A 22,046-nucleotide genomic window follows, 5' to 3' on the forward strand; every position below is an offset into this window, starting at 1 on the left:
TGGTTTCCGGGTGTGCCGGTGGCGCTCAAGTTCTGTAGCGAATGCTGCAGAACTCGGCCGACGTTACCAGGTTATGGATCGATCGTTTCAAAATTCATCTCGGTGCGGTGTGACGGTCGAGGAGGGCGGGGGCGAGTTCGCGCCACTCGGCTCGCGGCAGTGCGGTCGGGGAGGCGGTCAGGACCTGAAGGCAGACGTGATCGGCGCCGGCCTGGAGGTGCTGCTGCACGCGGCGGCGGATCGCGTCGACGTCGCCGTACGCGACGATCGCCTCCACGAGTCTGCGGCTCGGGCCGCCGACGAGGTCCTCGTCCCCGAATCCGAGTCGGCGTACGTTCGCCTCCTGGTGGGGCGCCATCGACAGGTACCCCGCGACGTGCGCCGTGGCCACGTCCCGAGCCCGGGCCGGGTCGTGGTCGAGGACGACGGCCTGCTCGACGCCGAGAAACGCGTCCGGTCCCATGAGTGCACGGGCCCGCGCGGTGTGCTCGACGGGCACGAAGTACGTGTGCGCGCCCCAGGTGCGCCCGGCGGCCAGCTTCAGCATCTGCGGGCCCAGCGCGGCCAGCAGCCGGCGGGGGGCGGGGTCCGGCCGCGGGCCGTGGGCGGGAGCCGCGTCCATCGCGTCCAGATACGAACGCATCGTGGACAGCGCCCTGGTGCGGGTCGGTACGGCGTACCCGTCGACCTCCTGGACGGTGCCGTCGACGCGGTGCCCGCCCAGGCCCAGTACGTAGCGTCCGGGGAACGCCTCGCCCAGCGTGCGCGCCGCGGCGGCGGTGGCGAGCGGCTCCCGGAAGGCGATGTTGGCGATGCCGGAGGCGACGGGGAGGTGGCGGGTGGCCGAGAGCAGCAGCCAGGCCTGGCCCACCGTGTCACGGCCGAAGGCCTCTCCGTACCAGAGTGCCCCGTAGCCCAACTCCTCCAATTCCGCGGCCGATTCGCGGACCAGGCCGGCGGGCTGCCCGTCGTACGCGAAGGTCCAGATCCCCACCTGGCCGAGCGCTGCCGATGTGCCGTCCGTCATGGGTGTCACTCCTCGGGTGCGCGTTCCGGAGAGGTTCTCCGGTTAGTGGGCGCTACGATACGGAGAGACTCTCCGTTTCGCCAGCCCGTGAGGAGGACGATGACGGCCGGACAGGGTGACGACGGCGCGCGGCCGCCGAGGCGTACGGACGCGCGCCTGAATCGCGAGCGTCTGGTCGCCGCCGCGCACGAGGTGTTCGTCGAAGGCGGTCCGGGAGCGTCGCTCAACGAGATCGCCCGCCGGGCCGGCGTGGGCCCCGGAACCCTGTACCGGCACTTCCCGAACCGCCAGAGCCTGCTGACCGCGGTGCTCAAGGACCGGGTCCAGGCGCTGTGCGACGAAGCGGCGAGACTGCGTACGGCAGGATCGGCCGACGCGGCTGCCTCCGCCGACGACGCGCTGGCGCGATGGCTGGGCGCGTTCCTCGCCCATGCGCGCGCCCACCACGGCATCGGCACCGCCCTGATGGTCGACGAACCCGGCGCGACGGACGTCGATTGCCACGGGCTCATCCTGAACGCCGCGGCCGGTCTGCTCGCCCTGGCTCAGGAGCGGGGAACCGCCCGAGCCGACCTGGCCGTCGACGACCTCCTCCACCTCGTCACCGGGATCGCGCTGGCCACCGCTCACGACGAGGATGCGGAACGGGCCGAGCGCCTGCTCGCCCTCGCACTCGACGCGGCGCATGCGGGACGGCGTCGCAGCGGCTGAGGGCGCAGCGGGGGACTCACTCCGCCGCGGGTGTCGCCGCGAGGAACATCGCCGGGGCCAGGAAGAGCCGGTCAGCGGCGGCGGCTCCTACGCCCCGCGATCCGGAAGTCCGCCTCCGGCCAATGGCCGCGGGCTGCGCCGAATATTGGTTCGCCCGGATCCACACCGATGGCCCGCACCCCGCGTTGTCGGCATCGACGGCTCGGAGGCGTTCAGGCAGTGAACTCAAGTGGGCAACGTACGGTGTCGGACCCCGTTGTTACGATTCTTGCTCTGCTCTTCGGGGATCTGTGGAGTGTCCGGGCGCTTCGTGTGGGACTCAACGCGCTTGCGGGGCAGAGGCTTTCGGCGAAACAGTTTACGTGGACCAGGGGGCAGCAGCATGGGCGCTGAGGACGCCGCACCGTGTCGTCACGCGGGGGCTCCGCCCCCGGAGGTCGTGGAGAGGATCTCCGGCCTGATCCGCAGCCTCGGGGCGGAGGCGGAGCTGCTGGCTCGCAACGGCGTCACGGAGGAGGAGTTCCGCGACGCACTGCCGATGGCGATCCAGAGGATGCGCGGAAGCATGAGCGCCAGCACCGCCGAGCGCCGGGAGTTCGTCCAAAGCGTGATGGGCCGCCTTGTCGCCGACGGTCTGGTCGGGCGGGTCGAGGAGCCGGTGTACGGCGACGACACCGTCTACCGCCTCGCCGTTCCCGGAATGGACCACGACGTCGCCGTCATCCAGAAGGGGTGCCCGGACGGCGCTCACAGCAGCACTCGATGGACGGTGCCCGAGTGGGCGGGCGAGGCCTATCTGTGGTGGGTGTGCGACAACATGGGCTTCCAGCCGGGTGAGCACGTCTCCAAGGGAGTCAACCGGCTGTTCCAGCGCTTCACGGACGACAGGCCGGACCGGCTCGCCGGCGTGATCTTCCACAGCAGCCCCTGCGGCGGGCCCGGACGTGTCTGCCCGAAGGCGGACCGGTCCGTCACTATCGACGGACGCAAGGTGCCGCCTCCGTGCATCTACGTGTTCCCGGACCGGGACCCCTCGGCGAGCGAGTGGAACTGGCGCGGGGGACAGGAGCGTCGCTTCCCCGCCGTCCTGCTCAAGGCCTTTGGCATTCCGGAAGACCAGATGGCGCACTTCGTAGGGAGCATCGGCTACCGGATGGTCGGCGGCCGGCGAAAGACCAACATCATCTCGCGCTACGGCCTCGGCCGCACGACTTCGCACAGGAGCTGACGTCCATGCACGTCCCCGTCCCTGCCCTCGATCCGAACCGGTCCGTGTACCTCGCCGCCCGCCTGGGCGACTCGCCGCGGACCATGCCGGTGCCCGCGTGGCCGCGTCCTGAGAAGGAGCTGCCGTTGGTGAACCTCGAGGTCACCTGGGTGTGCTTCTCCACCATCAATCACCGCACCAAGGCGGAACAGATCCGTGAGCGGGGCAAGAGCGGTCGCGACGACCTGTTCACCCGCAGCCCGCTGGAGAAGGAGGCGCAGGAGGCCCAGTACCGCATCCTGCGCGAGCAGGATGGCTTCGCCGACCTCAAAGAGGATCTGAAGGCGCGAGGGCAGCAGGAGCCCGCAATCGTCACTGCTGACGGGGTCCTCATCAACGGCAACCGTCGTTCTGCGGCCATGCGGTCGCTGTTCGTCGACGACGACGTGCGCGACGCCCGGTACGTACGGTGCCTGGTCCTTCCCGCGGACGCGACATCCGCAGAGCTGGTCGACCTTGAGACGGAGCTCCAGGTCGCGAAGGACTTCAAGCAGGACTACTCGTGGATCAACGAGGCCCTGTTGATCGAGGAGCTGTACGAGCGCGAGAACAAGAGCTTCAAGCGGGTCGCGGAGCGGGTGCACCGCAAGGAGGGCGAGGTCCGCGCCTACTACGACAAGATCCAGCAGGTTCACCAGCTCGTGGCCTTGTCGAAGGGCACCCGCGAGTACGTGGACTTCATTCCCAACGAGTCGGCGTTCGACGAGCTCGCGAAGCACATCAAGAACAAGCCCGAGGCCGAGGCGCAGAGCGTCAAGGACGTCTACTTCATCGGCACGTTGGCTGGCGTGGAGTACCGGAATCTGCGTCATCTGCGCCGTCCCGACGCCGCTGAGCTCGTTCTCGACGAGATCAGGAGCGATTCCAGGCTGGAGGCGGTGCTGGACGAGGCGGCAAAGAGCCCTGGTGCCGGAGGGGAGGACGACCTGCTGGACGCCTTCCTCGACGAAGGGCCCTCCGCCGCCTCCGAACCGCTCGGCGGTCTCCTGCAACTCGTCGCGGCCAAGGATGAGGAGGAGACGATCCAGTTCGGCGACGCGCCGCCGATGGAGGTGAGCCAGCTGCTGCGCGGCCTTCGTCGATCGATCACCAACGCTGCGACCGAGGCGAAGGAGGACTCGCAGGACCGCAAGGAAGTCACGGCGCCCCTCGAGCGGGCGGGCAACGTCATCTCGCATCTCAACCGCATGATCGAGGCGCTGCCGCGTGCCCGCCGGTACGACGACTGGGACGAGGCGGCATTCACGTCCAAGGTGGAGCAGATCGAGGAGCTCCTGCTGAAGGCCAAGGGGCAGTCTTGATCTACGCCGAGCTGTACGGGGATCCCCGGCCCGTCGTCGTCCTGGAGAAACGAGCCGACACGGGCCTGGGCGCGTGGGCGAGCATCCAAGAGACGCTCACGCGGGGGATCGTCGGCGGCGCGAGCGACCGGACAGAGGTCCGGGTGGAGGTGTTCCTCGCCGAGCTCCACGTCATCGGCACAGTCCGCAAACGCTACAGCGAGAAGCTGGAGCTGGGCCCGGCGCTGAAGGAGCAGGTCCAGGCGCTGCTGTCGGACCAACGTCAGCGGCAGGCGGCTCTGGACGATCCCGGTGCCGTCGACTCGGCTGCGGATCTTGAGGAACTGCTTGCCTCCGCGGGGTTCACCCGAACCTTGAAGTCCTTCCAGATGGAGAACCTGGCGCGGATCGTGCAGCTGCCGCACGCGGCGGATTTCTCGGTGCCCGGCGCCGGCAAGACGACGGTGGCCCTGGCCAACCACGCCGTGGCGCGTGCTCGGGGCCAGGTCGAGCAGATGCTGGTGATCGCCCCGCTCGCTGCCTTCTCCGCGTGGAAGGAGGAGGTCGTGGCCTGTCTGGAGCCCGCGCCGCGGCTCACGGTCCATCGCGGCGCCGGCTCGCTGATCCCTCACAGCACGCAGATCCTGCTGACGAACTACAACCGGGCCGCCGGCGACTACGACCGCATTCGCGACTTCGTGGCGCGTCGTCCCACGCAGGTCATCCTGGACGAGGCGCACCGCATCAAGCGGGGTTCCGGAGGTGTCCACGGACGCGCGGTGCTCGACCTTGCCTACGCGGCGCGCCGCCGCGACGTGCTGACCGGTACGCCTGCTCCGCAGGGAGCGCATGATCTGGTGGCTCCTATCCGGTTCCTGTATCCGGGGCAGGACCGGAAGATCCTGCCGCAGAGCGCGTACAACGAGCGCAATGGCCGCGACGAGTCCGTGGTCCGGGACACGGGAGAGGCGATCGCGAAGTACTTCGTCCGTACTCCCAAGGCACGTCTCCAGCTGCCGCGGACGGAGATCGTCGTGGAGTCCCAGGAGATGGGGTCCGTTCAGAAGGCGATCTACGAGGCTCTCCTGGGCCGCTACCGGGGCGAGTTCGCGCTGGCCACGAAGGATCGCCGGGACTTCGACCGGCTGGGCCGGATCGTGATGTATCTGCTGGAAGCGGCGACCAATCCGGCGCTGCTGGTGGCGGGTTCCGACCGGGACGACGAGACGGGGTTCGCGCATCCTCCGCTGCAGGTGGCGGGCGACGAGCCCCTGATGAAGCTCCTGAACTCGTACCAGGCGCACGAGGTGCCCTGGAAGTACGACCGCGTCCGGGAGATCGTCGTGAACGAAGCCGCACGCGGGCAGAAGGTCCTGGTGTGGTCGACGTTCGTGCGCAATCTGAAGATCCTGCGCGGTTTCCTCGGCGAGTACGAGCCGGCGATGGTGCACGGCGGCGTGCCAGCCGCCGACGGGGCTCCTGCGGGAGCGGTGACCAGGGAGGACGAGTTCGACCGCTTCCGCAACGATCCGCGGTGCAAGGTGCTGCTCGCCAACCCGGCCGCATGCGGTGAGGGCGTCAGCCTGCAGCACTGGTGCCATCACGCGGTCTACCTGGACCGGACCTTCAACGCAGGCCACTATCTGCAGAGTCAGGACCGCATCCACCGCATCGGTCTCGCGGAGGGCACCCTCACGAAATTCACGCTCTTGATGAGCAAGGAGACGATCGACGAAGCCGTCGATGGGCGGCTGCGGGACAAGATCGAGGCGATGGCGAAGCTGATGAACGACCCCGGTCTCGTCCGCGTGTCGCTTCCAGAGCCCGACGAACAGGTCGGGGGATCTGCTGCCGCGGACGACGACATGCAGGTCGTGGCAGCCATGCTTCGTCGGTGAGAGGGCAGTCATGGATCTGCTTCCTCGGCACGGCGTCGCCTATGCGGCGGTCCTGCTCGCCCACGTGGCGAGGCTCTCCCCACGGCAGGGCGTCGACGAGTGGGTGACGGCAGCGCGGCAGCACGGCTCCTACCTCGCCGCCGCGACGGACCTGCACTCTCCTGCACAGGCGTTGCTCGCAGCCGGGCTCGCCTCGACGGGCGAGGAAGGGAGCATAGGGCTGACGCGTCCCTTGGCGGCGCTGGCCGCGTCGGGCGATTCCCGCCGCGCAATGCGCCACGCGGCGGTCACGCTGCTGGCGGCCCAGCCGCCTGCCTGGCTGCGCGTGGCCGTGGGGAGCGAGAGCGTCGAGCGCGCGTACATCCCTCAGCCCGACCTCGAAGCGCTGAGCTGGCTGGGCGAGGCCCTCGACGAGGTTCTGACGGAGGCTCGCCGGCTCGTCGGCGATCGCGAGGAGCCGGACCTGGCCAAGGAGATCGGCGATGCCGCGGAGGAGATCGTCGTCGCGGCGTTGAGAGCGGCCGGTAGGAAGCCGCTGCACGTCGCCCGGATCTCGGACGCCTACGGCTACGACGTGGAGCTGTCCGACGGACCCATCCGGTTCCTGGAGGTGAAGGCGGCGGGACCGCGCACGGCCGACAGCTTCCATCTGTCCCGCAACGAGTTCGACACCAGCGTCCGCCGCGGGGACGCATGGCGGATCGTTCAGGTGGTGTTCGAGGCGAGTGCGTTCGTCACGGACCGGATCACGGCCGCAGACGTTCGGGAGATACGGGAGCTGCCCGCCGCTGCGGTGCGCGCCCTCGTACCTGGCGACACTCCCGGGTTCAAGTGGGAGACATCGGCCGTTCTCACGCCGCCGGCGTCCATGTGGCTGCCGAGCCGCCTGACGCCGGATCCCGACTTCCTGCGACGCGGCTTCGACGCGCGAGACGCGGCAGGCGGCTGAGCCCGGGTCTGTACGGACCCGGGCTCTCCTCGGTCAGCGGCTCTTCTTCTGCTGCGCGATGAGCGGCCTCAGATAGTGCTCTGAGAGCCAGGCGACGGCGTTGACGCAGACGGCGTCGCCGAAGCCCATCAGCGCCTGGTTCGTGCGGGTCGGAAGCGTGTAGTCGTCCGCACCCATCAGGCAGGCGTACTCCTGCGCTGTCATCCACCGCGTCCGCACGGCCTCCGGGCCGATCTCCACCACGGCCTGCTTCGAGGAGCCGCCGCCGGTCGTGCGCAGGCAGCCGGCGATGTCGTCCGCCCGGATCTCCCAGGCCGGCTTCCCGCCGCGAGTGCGCCGATAGGCGGTCCGATAGACGACCGAACCTTTCTCCTGCAGCTGGGCGATGCGCTGAAGCTGGATCTCGGAGAGCTGGTCCTCGAACTTCTTCTGCCGCTGATCGTCCCACCAGACGTCCGCGGGTACGGGATCGTTCCTCTCGATGAGAGTCGTCCACCCTTCAACACGGTGCGGGGGAGGGCTGGGCAGGGCAGCGCGGTGAGTACCCAGGTCGTCGTCGAGTACAGGATCCAGCCAGGACGGTCGCAGCAGGGCGTTCCGATTCTCCGGGTCCTCTTCCTTGGGAGCGTTTTCAGCACCGATGAGGAAGAGACGCGGGCGAGACTGCGGAACCCAGCTGCGGGCATCCAACGTCAGGACGTCCACCGAGTACCCGAGCCTGTTGAGTTCCTGGACGGCCGCCCGGAGGTCGGCTCCGCCGTGGCTGGTCGCGAAGCCGTTGACGTTCTCGAGCGCGACCACGGAGGGGCGGTCCTTGCCGAGGTTCTCCAGAATCTTGGTGAAATCCCAGAACGTCCCGGAATGCTTGCCCGCGAGGCCCTTGCGTCCGCCGGCCAGCGAGAGGTCCGTGCAGGGGAAGGAGGCCCAGGCGAGATCGAGGTCGCGCGGCAGGCCCGACGCGTTCCCGTCCTCGGCGATCTCCTTGATGTCGCAGAGCTCGTAGTGGTCGTGCTCGTCGGCGAAGTGCCCGGCGTACATGTCGCGCTTGTCGGTGGACATGTCGTTCGCCCATACGACCTTTAGGCCCGCTGCCTCCAGGCCCAGCCGCGCCAGCCCGATGCCCGCGAAGAACTCCGCCACGGCGGGAGCCGGGGCGGCGGGCTGCTCCGAGGGTGCTGCGGGAGGGGGTACGGAGGCTACGGCGGGCGCGAGAGTCACGTCCCGGATCCTAGAACACGTCGCCGCCTCCACCGCTGCCGGATTGCCCGAACCCAGATCGGGGTCGACGACCGGTGCGGTCGTTCGGTCGTTCATGATCTTGCTCCAGACGCCCAGGACCGCAGGCCCCTGCCTGCCAGGTCCTCCCGGCGGCGCTACGGTCACGTGATCGTCAACGTAGCCGGAGCCACTGACATCGGGTGCCGGGAGGCGATCAGAGGAATGTGCCCCCGGGTCGGGAACCGTCGGCGATCATGGCGTCCGAGGCGTCATAATCGTCTGTGTGACGCATTCGGGCGAATCGTGGGCTTCGACTCCCGGCACTCGGGCCAGCATGCAGGCGAACCGCAGCCGGGACACCAAACCGGAGCTGGCTCTACGCAGGGCCGTCCACGCGCGGGGGCTTCGGTACAGGGTCGCGACCCGCCCCGTGCCGACGCTGCGCCGCACCGCCGACCTCGTGTTCCCGAGGCAGAAGGTCGCGATCTTCCTTGATGGGTGCTTCTGGCACGGTTGCCCCGAGCACCACACGCAGGCCGCTCGGAACTCCGAGTACTGGACGGCGAAGGTCCGGCGCAATCGCGAGCGGGATCTGGACACCACCACACGCCTGACCGATGAAGGGTGGCTCGTGATCCGGTTCTGGGAGCACGAGGACCCCGTCGCTGCGGCGGTGATCGTCGAGCAGGCCGTCAAGGAACGCCGCGCCGCCTCGTAGCGGCAGGCCGTCAGTCCAGGTCGGAGTCCCCGTCGTCGGGATCCGCCTGCTCGGAGTGCTCCTGGAAGAGCGTCCCCACCAGACCTTTGATGTCGATCGCGCCGGCGGAGGGCTCAGGTCGGCCCTCGGCGTACGCGAGCCGCGATGCCGCGAGATGAGCTAGGCGCACAGCTTGGACGACGATCACCCTGCGCAGTCCCGGGGACACGACGCCCCGCTCGTGCGCCACGGCAGTCAGGCGGGAGAGCGTCTCGGCCCGGCGCGCGATGCGGATGTCGGGGTGCCCGCGCTCCCGACGCGTCTCTGCGCTCGCCAGCTCGAAGCGTCGAGACGGGGGAAGGTCGACGAGAGCGGAACGCGGGGGGATCTTCTCGTTGAGGATCGCGTGGAACCGGCTCTCGCAGATCGCCTGGACATACGCCGAGTACTCGACGGCGTCGAGACGGCTTCGGGTGTCCTTGTCCTTGGCGTTGGCGCCCTCGAATTCCCAGAGCGGCCACAGCTCCATCTCCGCGACTTCGAAGACGTCCAGGATGCGCATCGCCACGGCGTCGGTGCGCTGATTGGTCAGATGCCTGCGAACTCGCGTCCGCAGCTGCTCGTTGGTCTGGCCTACGTAAATCGGCTCGCCGTCGTAGTCGTAGAACGCGTAGCAACCCCATTTGGCATCGGACCACTTACGCCCCTCGGCGTCCGTCGCCTCCAGAGCCTGCTCCAGAAGGCTTCGGAAATCCCGGACCAGCGGGGCGGGCAGGTCAGCACGCTTCGGAGCCGGGGGCGGGGTCATCAGGGTCGCGATCCTCAGATGGTCAGACTGATACGAACGGGTCCTTGCGACCTGGATTCGTATCACATCAGTCCTCGTACGATCGGCACGGGGGCGCGCGCCGACGGCTCTTCACGGCGAGGTGCTGGGCGAGTCTGCACGGTCTGGCGGGCCTGAGCCGCAGCGGCCGACTTCCCGCGCACGCTCACGACCGCCGACTGGCCCTCCTGGTGTGCCATTTCGCGGCCTGAGCCCGGCGGCCCGCCGGGCTCAGGCCGCGAAGGGCCGCGGGCTACGACATCCGCAGGGCCAGGAAGAAGTCCAGCTTGTCCTCCAGGCGGGAGAGGTCGCGGCCGGTGAGCTGCTCGATCCGGCCCACGCGGTACCGCAGCGTGTTCACGTGCAGGTGGAGACGGGTCGCGCAGCGGGTCCAGGAGCCGTCGCAGTCGAGGAAGGCCTCCAGGGTGGGGATGAGCTCGGCCCTGTGGCGGCGGTCGTAGTCGCGCAGCGGGTCCAGCAGGCGGGCCGTGAACGCGCGGCGGACGTCGTCGGGGACGAAGGGGAGCAGCAGGACGTGGGAGGCCAGCTCGTGGTGACCGGCCGCGCAGACCCGGCCCGGACGGGCCGCGGCGACGCGCCGGGCGTGCCGGGCCTCCTCCAGGGCGCCCCGCAGCCCCTCCGCGGAGTGGACGGCGGCGGAGACGCCCAGCGTCAGCCGGCCGTCGTCGGCGAGGCCCGCCGACAGCGGCTCGCGGACGGCCGTGAGCAGGGCGTCCGCGTGCAGGCCCACCTCCGGCGCGGACTCGTCCTCGCTGTCCGGCAGCGGCGCCGCCGGCAGCGGGACGAGCGCGATCGCCTCCTCGCCCGTGTGGGCGACGGCGATCCGGTCGGCGGAGTCCGCCCCGGCCGTCCCCGGGTCGACCAGGATCTCCTCCAGGAGCGCCTGTGCCACCGGTCCGGCCTCGACCGCCGGGCCGGTCCCGCCGTCCTGGTCCCACTCCACGCGGGCCACGACGACCTGCCAGTGCGGGGCGGTGCCGAGGCCGGGCAGCAGGACCGGGGCGGCGACCCGCAGGCGGGCCGCGATCTCCGCCGGCGCCGCGCCGGTCTGCACCAGTTCCAGGACCTCCTGCGCGAGGCGGCGGCGCACGGTGCGGGCGGCGTCGCGCCGGTCGCGTTCGACCGCGATCAGCTGGGTGACGCCCTGCAGCAGGTCGAGCCGGGCGGCGGGCCAGTCGCCGGCGTCGGCCTCGACGGCCAGCAGCCAGTCGGACAGCACCGACTCCCGGACGTCGCGGGAGGCGGGGGCCGCCGTACGCCCGGTGTTTCGGATCGGGAACAGAGAGTAGGTGGATCCTCCGACGGAAACCCGGTGCGGACCGCGCCTTCCGGTACGGGTGGCGGCCAGGTGCTCCCCGGCCAGACCGGCCGCACGGGCCGCGTCGAGCGACTCGCCGGCGCCCGCGATCCGGCGGCCGGTGGGGGAGAGTACCCAGGCACGGAGGTCCAGGTCGGAGCCGAGAAGATCCAGGACGGCCTCCGGCCCGCCGCCCGCCGGACCGGACGTCATCAGCCGCCGGTGCCGGTCCACGACGGCCGCCAGGTCGCCCGCCCGCTCGCCGGAGACCTGTCGAACAACGTGCTCCGTAATCGTCGCGAACGCAACGGACTCGTTGACTGCGAACAGGGGAAGGCGGTGGCGCAAACACGCCTGCACCAGATCGTCGGGAATGTCGCCGAGTTCCGCCTCGCCGACCGCGAGCCCGGCCACCCCGGCCGCCGCAAGGATCCGGACGAAGGGCTCCGCGTCCTCCGGCTCCCGGAACCAGGCCAGGCCGGTGAGTACCAGCTCGCCGCCGGAGAGGTAGCGGCTGGGGTCCTTCAGGTCCGTCGTCATCACGCCACGGACCGTACGGTCGAGCTCGTCCTCGCCGCCGAGCAGCCGCAGGCCCAGCGCGTCGGTCTCCAGCAGTGCGCGCAGCCGCATCTCGTCGCCGCCGTTCTTCTCGTCAGTGGTCTCAAAGGTGTCTGGTGCTCGGCGGGGATCGGGTACTCATGTTTCCGGAGGGAAACGGCGAGGTGCTTCGTCTCCGCCTTTCGTTCGAATCTACAAGACGAGGGCGGACAGCAGCCAACTCCTTCATGGTTTCGGTGACTGCACCCGGGCGAGCCCGGCTTGTGTACTAGGCCACACACCGCGTTAACGGCGCGTGAACAGACGCCGAGACAAGCCCGGACTTCCCCGCCGGCTCCCGCGGCGGAGACCCCGCCGTTGTCCCGCAAACAGATTCACCCGTTCGCCTCGGGCCGTCCCCCGGGTCGTGCAGCCAATCACCAATCCCAAATCCCGCCAGCGCGCGGGTGCCCCTGTGAACCTTGGGAGTAGGCCCCATGACCCAGTCGTCAGTGGAGCCCAAGACCGCCGCGGAGGACGCGGGCTCCGGCTCGAACGTCCCCTCCGGCCGCTCTTGGCTCGACCGTTACTTTCACATCTCCGAAAGAGGATCCACCGTCGGAACGGAGGTGCGTGGCGGCATCACCACCTTCATGGCGATGGCGTACATCCTCCTGCTCAACCCCCTGATCCTCGGCGGCAAGGATGTGGACGGCAACGTTCTCAGCCAGCCCGCGCTGATCACCGCGACCGCGATCTGCGCCGCCGTGACCACGCTGCTGATGGGCTTCTGGGGCAAGGTCCCGCTCGCCCTCGCGGCCGGGCTCAGCGTCTCCGGCGTGATGGCCTCCCAGGTCGTCCCGCTGATGACCTGGCCCCAGGCCATGGGCATGTCCGTGGCGTACGGCGCCGTGATCTGTCTCCTGGTCGTCTCCGGCCTGCGCGAGATGATCATGAACGCCATCCCGCTCGCCCTGAAGCACGGCATCACGATCGGCATCGGCCTCTTCATCGCGATCATCGGCTTCGTGAAGGCCGGGTTCGTGCACGAGAACCCCGCCCCCGGCGGCGGCCCGGTGACCCTCGGCCCACTCGGCGAGCTCCAGGGCTGGCCGGTCCTGCTCTTCGCCGTGACCCTGCTCCTGATCTTCGCGCTGCAGGCCCGTAACGTGCCCGGCGCCATCCTCATCGGCATCGTCGTCGGCACCGTCGTCGCCGTGATCGTCAACGCGGTCGCCGACATCCCGGCCAAGGGTGCGGGCTCCTGGTTCGCGGGAGCTCCCGAGCTGCACGGCGGCGCGGTCTCCGCACCCGACTTCTCGCTGATCGGGCAGGTCTCGTTCAGCGGCTGGGGCGACGTCGGCTACATCACGGTCACCATGATCGTCTTCACCCTGGTGCTGGCCGGCTTCTTCGACGCCATGGCCACCATCCTGGGCGTCGGCACCGAGGCCAAGCTCGCCGACGAGCGCGGCCGCATGCCGGGCCTGTCCAAGGCGCTGTTCATCGACGGCGCGGGCGGCATCATCGGCGGTGGCGGCGGCGCCTCCGGCCAGACCGTCTTCGTCGAGTCCGCGACCGGCGTCGGCGAGGGCGCCCGTACGGGTCTCGCCTCGGTGGTCACCGGCGGCTTCTTCGCCCTCTGCCTGTTCTTCACGCCGCTCACCGCGATCGTCCCGGCCGAGGTCGCGTCCGCGGCCCTGGTGGTCATCGGCGCGATGATGATGCAGAACGCCAAGCACGTCGACTGGAGCGACCGCTCCGTGGCGATCCCGGTGTTCCTCACCGTGGTCCTGATGCCGTTCACCTACACCATCACCACGGGTGTCGCGGCCGGTGTGATCTCCTACGCGGTGATCAAGACGGCGCAGGGCAAGGCGCGGGAGGTCGGGGCCTTCATGTGGGGCCTGACCCTGATCTTCCTGGTCTACTTCGCCATCCACCCCATCGAGAGCTGGCTCGGAGTCGGCTGACGCCGTTAGCGTCTCTCCACCACACCCGTGAGGAGAGGCCGAGATGCTGGACATCGCCGACGAGTTGAACCGGTGGGTCCGGCAGGGCCGCGACTTCGCCGTCGCCACCGTGGTGGCGGTCGGCGGGAGCGCGCCCCGGCAGCCCGGCGCCGCCCTCGCCGTCGACGGCGAGGGCGCCGCGACCGGCTCGGTCTCCGGCGGGTGTGTGGAAGGCGCCGTGTACGACCTGTGCCGGCAGGCGCTCGAGGACGGCGGGACCGTCGTCGAGCGGTTCGGCTACAACGACGAGGACGCCTTCGCGGTCGGACTGACCTGCGGCGGCACCATCGACATCCTCGTCACCCCGGTCCGCGGCGGGGTCTTCCCCGCCGCTCTGGCCGCCGCCGCCTCCGGCGAGGCGGCGGCGCTCGTCCGGATCGCGGACGGCCCCGAGGAACTGCGCGGCGCGGCCCTGCTCGTCCGGCCCGACGGCTCGTACGAGGGCGGCCTCGGCGGCCACCTCGCACTGGACCGCACCGCCGCGGCCGAGGCCCGCGCGCTGCTCGACGCCGGGCGCACCGGCACCGTGGAGATCGGCGCGGACGGCAGCCGCTGCGGGCAGCCGCTGACCCTGCTGGTCGAGTGCTCCGTGCCCGCGCCTCGGATGCTGGTCTTCGGCGCGATCGACTTCGCGGACGCGCTGACCCGGGTCGGCGCCTTCCTCGGCTACCGGGTGACCGTCTGCGACGCCCGCCCCGTCTTCGCCACCCGCGCCCGCTTCCCGGACGCCGACGAGATCGTCGTCGAGTGGCCGCACCGCTATCTGAAGGCGGAGGCCGACGCGGGCCGGCTCGACTCCCGTACCGTGCTCTGCGTCCTCACCCACGACGCCAAGTTCGACGTGCCGCTGCTCGAACTGGCCCTCGGACTGCCCGTCGCCTACGTCGGCGCGATGGGCTCGCGCCGCACCCACCTGGACCGCGACGAGCGCCTGCGCGAGGCCGGCGTCACCGACCGGGAGCTGGCCCGGCTGCGCTCTCCGATAGGCCTCGACCTCGGCGGCCGTACGCCCGAGGAGACGGCGCTGTCCATCGGCGCGGAGATCGTCGCCCACCGCCGCGGCGGCAGCGGCGTCGCGCTGACCGGCGCGCACACCCCGATCCACAAGGACCCGCCCGCGCAGCCCGCCGAGGCCGGTCGCGTGGCGGTCCGGTGAAAGCCGCCCGCCGCCAGGAGAGCGTCCCTATCCTGACCTCCGTGGCGCGCTGATCCGCCGGCGGCGGAACGGGAGTTGGGGGAGCGACGGTGGCAGAGGCACGGCCCGGCACGGTGATCGGCGGACGGTACACCCTGACCCGCTCGCTCGGTGCCGGAGGCTTCGGCCAGGTCTGGCAGGCGCGCGATCCCGTGCTCGACGTGGACGTCGCGGTCAAACAGGTGCGCCTGGACACCTCGTTGCCCGAGGCGGCCCGCGCAGAGCTGCTGGCCCGCGCGGCCCGCGAGGCCCGGCACGCGGCGCGGCTGCGCGACCATCCGCACATCGTCACGGTGTACGACGTCGTCGAGGTCGACGACGGCCACTGGAAGGTCCCCTGGATCGTCATGCAGTGGGTCGACGGGCGTTCACTGGCCGACGAGTTGAGGCACGACGGCCCGGTCGCGCCGGAGCGCGCCGCCGTCATCGCCGAGGCGCTGCTCGGGGCCCTGGACGCGGCCCACCGGGCGGGCGTCGTCCACCGCGACGTGAAGCCGGCCAACGTACTCCTCTCCACCCACGGGGCCGTCCTGCTCGCCGACTTCGGCATCGCCCTCGGGCAGACCGACCCTCGGCTCACCCGCACCACGCTCGTCATCGGCTCGCCCGGGTACATGGCCCCCGAGCGCTGGCAGGGCGCGGAGAGCGACGGCCGCGCCGACCTGTTCTCGCTGGGCGTCCTGCTGTACGAGGCGGTGGAGGGCGTGCTGCCCTTCCGCCCGGAGAACCCGACCGCGGTCCTGACGGAGGAACCGAGGCCGATGGAACGGGCGGGACGCCTGGAGCCGCTGATCACCGCCCTGCTGGCGAAGGACCCGGCGGCCCGCCCGAGCGTCGAGAAGGCGCGGGAGCTGTTGAGCGCGGGCGAGGGGGCCGGTGCGGGTGCGGGTGCGGGCGCGGGTGCGCAGGCCGTGACGGCGCGGCCGCCGCGGTCGGAGCTGACGACGGAGGTCCGCCGGGCGCCCGGGCCGACGGTCCGGGAGACGCCCCGGCCGGCGCCGCCCGTCCGACGGCCGGACGGCACGGTGACGCTCACGTACACCCGACGTCAGCTGATGGTGCGATACGCCGCCCTGTGCGGGAGGGTCGCGGCCGGCTGGTGCGCCGCACTGGGCCTGGTGCTCGGGGTCGTGACGGTCGGCGCGCCGGTGGTGGAGCTGGGGCCCGTGTCGATCGGGGACGACCGCTGGTGGATGAACGGCGTCCTGGGCGCGGGCTTCATGATGTTCGTCGGCTTCATCGGAGGCTCCCTGGGGGGCCTGATCGCCGGTTGGTTCCTCACACCCGACATGGTCACCGTCGACGCGCGAGGGCTCACCTTCACCCGCGTGCCGCAGTCCCAGGTGTCGCGCAGCACCCAGACCTCGTACTCCGTCCGCTGGGACACCCTGGAACGCATCGCCGTCGAGCCGGAGAACCCGCAGAAGGGCGACCCGTCCGCCGTCGCCGCCTGGTACCGCCCGGACCGCGAACCGGCGCACGTCTGGCGCGTCAAGCATGACGTGACGGCCCGGACGGGTGGCGGTCTGTGGGTGTACCGCCCTCTCGCCAAGTCCCCGAGGACGGTGGACGGCGAGCGCCTGCGGGAGGCCCTGCGACGGTTCGCACCCGAGCTGTACGACGACCCGGACGACGTCCCGGACCCGTGAGGCGTGCGCCCGGGTGACGGTGCGGCGTGGCGCGGCCCGGATCGGGGCGTATCGGCGCGTGCGGGGCGGAAGGTTCCTGCGGAACCCTGCCGGTCCGTCGTGAGGACGGTTCATGCTTCGTCGTCTCGCCGCCGTCCTCGGCCTGGCCCTCGCCTCCGTGGCGGCGCCCGGCGCGCCCGAGCCCGTGCGGTTCCACACGCCCGAGGCCTCGGCCGAGGCCCACGCGCAGTACCGCGGGCTGCTGGCGCGGGACGAGCGGGGGGACGCGGCGGGGCTGCTGGCGATGATCCGTACGCCGCACGCCGTCTGGCTCGGGGACGAGGGCCCGGCGCGGACGGAGGCCGAGGCGCGTACCGTCGTCCGGGCCGCCGCCCGACAGGGCACGGTGCCCGTCCTCGTCCTGTACGACATCCCCGGCCGCGACTGCTCCGGCTACTCCGGCGGCGGCGCCGGCACCACCGCCGAGTACCGCGCCTGGATCGACGCCGTCGCCCGCGGCGTCGGCGGCCATCGCGCGCTGCTGGTCCTGGAGCCCGACGCGGTCGCGCTGCTGCCCTCCGACTGCGGCCAGGACGACGCGGCCGGCGCCAGGACCGCCGCCCGCTACGCCGAACTCCGGTACGCCGTGGACGCCTTGGAACCCCTAGCCGGCGCCGCGGTGTACCTCGATGCCGGGCACCCCGGCTGGCACACCGTCAACACCCTGACGCCGCGCCTGATCGAGGCGGGCGCCGGCCGCGCGACCGGCTTCGCCGTCAACGTCTCCAACTACCACACGGACGACGCCAGTACCTGGTTCGGCCGGCTCCTCGCGTCCTGTCTCGCGTACGCGGCGGGCGGCGGCGACCCCGCGGCCTGCCCGAACCAGAAGTGGTCCCGGGACACCGCCCGCGCCTGGCTGGCCGAGCACGCCGCCGCGATCCCGGCGGCCCGCACCAAGCACTTCGTCACCGACTCCAGCCGCAACGGGCGCGGCCCCTGGACGCCGCCGGCCGGCGCGTACGCCGATCCCCAGGACTGGTGCAATCCGCCCGGCCGTGGCGCCGGGGCCCGGCCGACCGCGGACACCGGGGACCCGCTGCACGACGCCCGGCTGTGGATCAAGACCCCGGGGGAGTCGGACGGCCGCTGCCTGCGCGGCACCGCGGGACCGGAGGACCCGGAACGGCGGACCGTCGACCCGGCGGCGGGGGAGTGGTTCCCGGAGCAGGCCGTGGAGCTGGTCCGGCTCGCGACCCCGACGTTCCCGCAGGCCACCGAATAGCGGACCGGCCGGGGGAGCGTCCGTAGCCCCTCAGGCGCCCCGCAGCCCCGCAGACGCCCCGCGTTCCTCAGGCACTCCCGTGCCCGTCAGGCACCCACCGCAGGCGCCCCGTGCCCCTCAGGCACCCACCGCCCCTCAGGCGCCCCCCGACCCCTCAAGCCTTCCGCAGGCCGCTCAGCAGCAGTTCCGCGAGCTGCTCGTACGCCTCGGCGTCCTTGAGGCCGGTGGCCGCCGCCACCTGGCGCTGCTGGATCCGGACCATCACCGACGAGATCACGTCCGCAGCGAAGGCCACGTGCACCTCGCGGAAGACGCCCGCCCGCACGCCCTCCTCGATCAGCTGCTGCACCCGCCCCGCGGCCGCCCGCGTATTGCGTTCGTACACCTCGGCGGCCGGCTCGAACGCGGCCACGTCGTCGAAGAACTGCGGGGAGACCGGCGCGAGCTCGGCCGCGACGGCGCGCAGATAGGCGGACAGGCGCTTGGCCGGCTCCGTCTGGGCGGCCAGGACCGCTTCCACCCTCGTCGTCGCCCGCCGGAAGAACTGCACCACCGCCGCCCGGACCAGCTGCTCCTTGCTGCCCGCGAGCCCGTACAGCGTCCGCTTCGAGCAGCGCAGCCGCGCCGCCAGGTCGTCCAGGGTGAAGCGGGCGAAGCCCTCGCCCACCAAGAGAGCCACGAGCTCGTCGAACAGCTCGGACCGGCGGGCCGCGCCGCGGCCCGTCAGCTTCGGCGCGTCGGCTCCGGGGGTCTCGATCACCCGAACAGTATGCCGGGCGGGCGGTTCGGGGGGTTACTGCGGACGGAGTCTGCGCTACGCTCAACGGTACTGCGGTACCGCTCGCAGTACCGTTTCACCCGCCGCCCTTGCGTCACTGGAGTCGCCATGGACGTCGACCGTCTGCTCCCCACCCCCGAAGCAGCGGACCTGATCGCCCTCACCCGGGAGATCGCCGACAAGGAGCTCGCCCCCCGCGTGGACGAGCACGAGGCCGCCGAGTCGTATCCGGAGGGCCTGTTCACGACGCTCGGGCAGGCCGGCCTGCTCGGTCTCGCCTACCCCGAGGAGTACGGCGGCGGAGGCCAGCCGTACGAGGTCTACCTGCAGGTCCTGGAGGAGCTCGCGGCCCGCTGGGCGGCCGTCGCCGTCGCCACCAGCGTGCACACCCTCGCCTGCCACCCGCTGCACTCCTTCGGCACCCCGGAGCAGAAGGAGCGCTGGCTGCCCGCGATGCTCGCCGGCGAGACCGTCGGCGGCTACAGCCTCTCCGAGCCGCAGGCCGGCTCCGACGCCGCGTCCCTCTCCTGCAAGGCCGAGCTCGTCACCGACGAAGCGGACGGCTCGGCGTACCGGATCACCGGCAACAAGGCCTGGATCACCCACGGCGGCAAGGCCGGCTTCTACGCCCTGTTCGCCCGCACCGCCCCGGGCAGCCGCGGCGTCTCCTGCTTCCTCGCGCCCGGACAGACGGAGGGCCTGAGCTTCGGCCTGCCCGAGCGCAAGATGGGCCTCCAGGCCGTGCCCACCACCTCCGCCCACTGGGACGGCGCGCTGCTCGACGCCGACCGGCTCGTCGGCGACGAGGGCCAGGGCCTCCAGATCGCCTTCAGCGCCCTCGACTGCGGCCGGCTCGGCATCGCCGCCTGCGCCACCGGCCTCGCCCAGGCCGCGCTGAGCGCCGCCGTCGCGTACGCCAACGAGCGCACCACCTTCGGCCGTCGGATCATCGACCACCAGGGCCTCGGCTTCCTGCTGGCCGACATGGCCGCCGCCGTCGACTCCGCCCGCGCCACCTACCTCGACGCGGCCCGCCGCCGCGACCTCGGCCGCCCCTTCAGCCGCCAGGCCAGCGCGGCCAAGCTGATCGCCACCGACACCGCCATGAAGGTGACCACCGACGCGGTCCAGGTCCTGGGCGGGTACGGCTACACCCGCGACTTCCCCGTGGAGCGCTACATGCGGGAGGCCAAGATCATGCAGATCTTCGAGGGGACCAACCAGATCCAGCGCCTCGTCATCAGCCGCCAGCTCGCCGCCTGAGCCGCCCCGCCACTCTCACTTCTCTAGGAGTCCCATGGACATCGCCGGTTCCGCCGCGCTCGTCACCGGCGCGGCGTCGGGTCTCGGCGCCGCCACCGCCGCCGCACTCGCCGCCCGCGGCGCCACCGTCTACGGCCTGGACCTGGACAAGGCGGTCGCCGCGGCCGGTCCGCAGCCCGACGGCGTCACCCTGCTGGCCGCCGACGTCACCCAGGAGGACCCGGTCCGCGAGGCGCTCGCGCGCATCGAGGCCGACGGCGCGGAGCTGCGGCTCGCCGTCAACTGCGCCGGGATCGCCCCCTCGGCGCGCGTCCTCGGCCGCAAGGGCCCGCACGACCTGGACCTGTTCCGCACGGTCCTGGACGTCAACCTGCTCGGCACCTTCAACGTGATGCGGCTGGCCGCCGAGGCCATCGCCCGGCGGGAGCCGGACGCGCACGGCCAGCGCGGCCTCGTCGTCAACACGGCGTCCATCGCCGCCTTCGAGGGCCAGGTCGGCCAGATCGCGTACGCCGCCTCCAAGGCGGGCGTCGCCGGCATGACCATCACCGCCGCCCGCGACCTCGCCCAGTACGGGATCCGGGTGGTCACCATCGCCCCCGGCATCGTCGACACGCCCATGATGGCCGGGTTCAGCGACGAGATCCGCGCCGGCCTCGCCGCGAGCGTCACCTTCCCGCAGCGTCTCGCGGAGCCCGCGGAGTACGCCCGGCTCGTCACGATGGTCGCCGAGCACGACTATCTGAACGGCGAGACGATCCGGATGGACGGCGCGCTGCGCATGGCCGCGCGCTGAGCCCGGTGGCTCACTGAGCCATGGCACCAAGTGCCGCCGCGCGAGGGGTCTGAGTGTTAGGTTCGGGGCATGAGCACCAGCCCGGCAAAGTCCCCGATGCGTGACGCCCTCGTCGCGGCGGCCTTCCAGCTCTTCCTCGAGCGCGGCTACGAGCAGACCACGGTCGACGACATCGTGAAGACCGCCGGGGTCGGCCGGCGGTCCTTCTTCCGGTACTTCCCGTCCAAGGAGGACGTGGTCTTCCCCGACCACGAGCAGGCCCTGTCCCAGATGCAGGCCTTCCTCGCCGCCAGCGCCGACACCGACGACCCGCTGGTCCGGGTCTGCGAGGCCACCCGCCAGGTCATGCGGATGTACGCGGACAACCCCACCTTCTCCGTGCAGCGCTACCGGCTCACCCGCGAGGTGAACGGCCTGCGCACCTACGAGCTCTCGGTGGTCTGGCGGTACGAGAAGACCCTCGGCGACTACCTGCGCACCCGCTTCGCCGACCGCCGCGACGGCACCCTGCGCGCCAATGTGGTGGCCGCCGCCGTGGTCGCCGCCCACAACCACGTGCTGCGCTCCTGGCTGCGCTCCGGCGGCCAGGGCGACCCGCTCGCCGAGGTGGACCGGGCGCTGCAGTTCGTCCGCGACACCTGGGACCCGGCCGGAGCGGGCGCCGAGCCCCCGGCGGACCGGGCGGACGAGGACGTGGTCGTTGTCATCACCCGGCGCAACACCCCGATGTGGCGCGTGGTGCGCGAGATGGAGTCGAGCCTCGGCGACGGCTGAACGCCGGCCCGCCGCCCGACGTATTCGGCTGAGAACTGATAACAGAGGGAACTGAGTGCTTTCTTTCATGGCACTCAGTGCCATATCTTTGTCTTCATGCGCAGTCGAGCCGTCGAGTGCAAGGAGAAGGCATCGTGTTCCACACGGGATTCAGGAACGGGACCGCCACCCGTACCGACGAGCCGGTAGCCGGCTCGGAGCTTTACTTCCAACGCTGTCAGTGGTGTCAGACCACGACCTTCCAGCGCCTGCTCTGTCCGACCTGCGGGGCCACCGAACTCACCCCCGAACTCAGCACGGGCGAGGGCATCGTCTCCGTCCGCCGCGGAGTCTCCGCCGCCGAGGCCGATCTGTGGCCCGTCCACATGACCGAGGGCTTCGTGGTGCGCTGCCGGGTCGACGGTCCGCTGCACGCGGTGCGCCCCGGCGTCCGGGTGAAACTCGCCGCCGCGTCCGTCCCCGGCGTCGAGCCGGTCGTACGGCTCTGCGAAGAGGTCCCGCTCGACGGCTGGATCTGAACGGCCGCGCCGGCTGCTTCACGCGCGGACGAGGCGAGATGCGGGGGGGGGGGCGCGCCCGCGCCGGGG

General features: G+C 71.4%; 19 protein-coding genes. 14 read left to right on the forward strand and 5 right to left on the reverse strand.

The features are described from left to right. Positions 1-94: 94 nt before the first annotated feature. Positions 95-1,027: a TIGR03620 family F420-dependent LLM class oxidoreductase gene (locus ACGFMM_RS27675; RefSeq protein WP_393649170.1), complete on the reverse strand. Its 933-nt coding sequence runs from the start codon at positions 1,025-1,027 to the stop codon at positions 95-97. A gap of 99 nt (positions 1,028-1,126) precedes the next feature. Between ACGFMM_RS27675 and ACGFMM_RS27680 the strand changes: the two genes are divergently transcribed. The 5 genes from ACGFMM_RS27680 to ACGFMM_RS27700 all read left to right on the forward strand — a co-directional run bounded on the left by ACGFMM_RS27680 (position 1,127) and on the right by ACGFMM_RS27700 (position 7,132). Then, complete coding sequence (locus tag ACGFMM_RS27680; RefSeq protein ID WP_393649171.1) at positions 1,127-1,738, forward strand: TetR/AcrR family transcriptional regulator; 612 nt, start codon at positions 1,127-1,129, stop codon at positions 1,736-1,738. Positions 1,739-2,303: 565 nt separating this feature from the next. Beyond that, complete coding sequence (locus tag ACGFMM_RS27685) at positions 2,304-2,966, forward strand: hypothetical protein (RefSeq protein WP_393649172.1); 663 nt, start codon at positions 2,304-2,306, stop codon at positions 2,964-2,966. A gap of 44 nt (positions 2,967-3,010) precedes the next feature. Further along, on the forward strand, positions 3,011-4,306 hold the full coding sequence (locus tag ACGFMM_RS27690; RefSeq protein ID WP_393649173.1) for a ParB N-terminal domain-containing protein: 1,296 nt from the start codon (positions 3,011-3,013) through the stop codon (positions 4,304-4,306). Continuing rightward, a complete protein-coding gene (locus ACGFMM_RS27695) occupies positions 4,303-6,183 on the forward strand; it encodes a DEAD/DEAH box helicase (protein WP_393649174.1) in 1,881 nt (626 codons plus the stop codon). Before ACGFMM_RS27690 ends, ACGFMM_RS27695 begins: the two co-directional genes overlap by 4 nt. A 10-nt stretch (positions 6,184-6,193) precedes the next feature. Then, on the forward strand, positions 6,194-7,132 hold the full coding sequence (locus ACGFMM_RS27700; protein ID WP_393649175.1) for a DUF3883 domain-containing protein: 939 nt from the start codon (positions 6,194-6,196) through the stop codon (positions 7,130-7,132). A 33-nt stretch (positions 7,133-7,165) separates the two neighbouring features. Here ACGFMM_RS27700 and ACGFMM_RS27705 read toward each other — a convergent pair whose 3' ends face one another. Further along, positions 7,166-8,446 (reverse strand): DNA cytosine methyltransferase, encoded by a 1,281-nt coding sequence (locus ACGFMM_RS27705; RefSeq protein ID WP_393649176.1) that lies wholly within the window; start codon positions 8,444-8,446, stop codon positions 7,166-7,168. A 238-nt stretch (positions 8,447-8,684) separates the two neighbouring features. Here ACGFMM_RS27705 and ACGFMM_RS27710 point away from each other — a divergent pair, with 238 nt between their 5' ends. Then, complete coding sequence (locus ACGFMM_RS27710) at positions 8,685-9,068, forward strand: very short patch repair endonuclease (RefSeq protein WP_393649177.1); 384 nt, start codon at positions 8,685-8,687, stop codon at positions 9,066-9,068. 10 nt (positions 9,069-9,078) lie between these two features. Here the strand turns inward: ACGFMM_RS27710 and ACGFMM_RS27715 are convergent, their stop codons facing one another. Continuing rightward, positions 9,079-9,855, reverse strand: a complete 777-nt coding sequence (locus ACGFMM_RS27715) for a GIY-YIG nuclease family protein (RefSeq protein ID WP_393649178.1) — start codon at positions 9,853-9,855, stop codon at positions 9,079-9,081. A gap of 271 nt (positions 9,856-10,126) precedes the next feature. Then, positions 10,127-11,821 carry a PucR family transcriptional regulator gene (locus ACGFMM_RS27720; RefSeq protein ID WP_393649179.1) on the reverse strand — a complete coding sequence of 565 codons (1,695 nt, stop codon included), beginning with the start codon at positions 11,819-11,821 and terminating at the stop codon, positions 10,127-10,129. Between the two features lie 404 nt (positions 11,822-12,225). Between ACGFMM_RS27720 and ACGFMM_RS27725 the strand changes: the two genes are divergently transcribed. The 4 genes from ACGFMM_RS27725 (at position 12,226) to ACGFMM_RS27740 (ending at position 17,848) form a co-directional block, all read left to right on the forward strand. Beyond that, positions 12,226-13,701 carry an NCS2 family permease gene (locus ACGFMM_RS27725; RefSeq protein WP_393649180.1) on the forward strand — a complete coding sequence of 492 codons (1,476 nt, stop codon included), beginning with the start codon at positions 12,226-12,228 and terminating at the stop codon, positions 13,699-13,701. Positions 13,702-13,744: 43 nt separating this feature from the next. Then, complete coding sequence (locus ACGFMM_RS27730; RefSeq protein WP_393649181.1) at positions 13,745-14,896, forward strand: XdhC family protein; 1,152 nt, start codon at positions 13,745-13,747, stop codon at positions 14,894-14,896. 89 nt (positions 14,897-14,985) lie between these two features. After that, entirely contained in the window at positions 14,986-16,584 is a 1,599-nt protein-coding gene (locus ACGFMM_RS27735) for a serine/threonine-protein kinase (RefSeq protein ID WP_393649182.1), read from the forward strand. A 112-nt stretch (positions 16,585-16,696) separates the two neighbouring features. Next, positions 16,697-17,848 (forward strand): glycoside hydrolase family 6 protein, encoded by a 1,152-nt coding sequence (locus ACGFMM_RS27740; RefSeq protein WP_393649183.1) that lies wholly within the window; start codon positions 16,697-16,699, stop codon positions 17,846-17,848. Positions 17,849-18,002: 154 nt separating this feature from the next. Here the strand turns inward: ACGFMM_RS27740 and ACGFMM_RS27745 are convergent, their stop codons facing one another. Then, on the reverse strand, positions 18,003-18,608 hold the full coding sequence (locus ACGFMM_RS27745; RefSeq protein WP_393649184.1) for a TetR/AcrR family transcriptional regulator: 606 nt from the start codon (positions 18,606-18,608) through the stop codon (positions 18,003-18,005). A 126-nt stretch (positions 18,609-18,734) separates the two neighbouring features. Between ACGFMM_RS27745 and ACGFMM_RS27750 the strand changes: the two genes are divergently transcribed. The 4 genes from ACGFMM_RS27750 to ACGFMM_RS27765 all read left to right on the forward strand — a co-directional run bounded on the left by ACGFMM_RS27750 (position 18,735) and on the right by ACGFMM_RS27765 (position 21,977). Further along, on the forward strand, positions 18,735-19,889 hold the full coding sequence (locus ACGFMM_RS27750) for an acyl-CoA dehydrogenase family protein (RefSeq protein ID WP_393649185.1): 1,155 nt from the start codon (positions 18,735-18,737) through the stop codon (positions 19,887-19,889). A gap of 34 nt (positions 19,890-19,923) precedes the next feature. Next, positions 19,924-20,685: an SDR family NAD(P)-dependent oxidoreductase gene (locus ACGFMM_RS27755; RefSeq protein ID WP_393649186.1), complete on the forward strand. Its 762-nt coding sequence runs from the start codon at positions 19,924-19,926 to the stop codon at positions 20,683-20,685. A gap of 69 nt (positions 20,686-20,754) precedes the next feature. Next, positions 20,755-21,459, forward strand: a complete 705-nt coding sequence (locus ACGFMM_RS27760; protein ID WP_393649187.1) for a TetR family transcriptional regulator — start codon at positions 20,755-20,757, stop codon at positions 21,457-21,459. Between the two features lie 134 nt (positions 21,460-21,593). After that, positions 21,594-21,977 carry a zinc ribbon domain-containing protein gene (locus ACGFMM_RS27765; protein WP_393649188.1) on the forward strand — a complete coding sequence of 128 codons (384 nt, stop codon included), beginning with the start codon at positions 21,594-21,596 and terminating at the stop codon, positions 21,975-21,977. Positions 21,978-22,046 lie beyond the last annotated feature (69 nt).

The organism is Streptomyces sp. NPDC048604, assembly GCF_043199435.1.
Classification (GTDB): Bacteria; Actinomycetota; Actinomycetes; order Streptomycetales; family Streptomycetaceae; genus Streptomyces.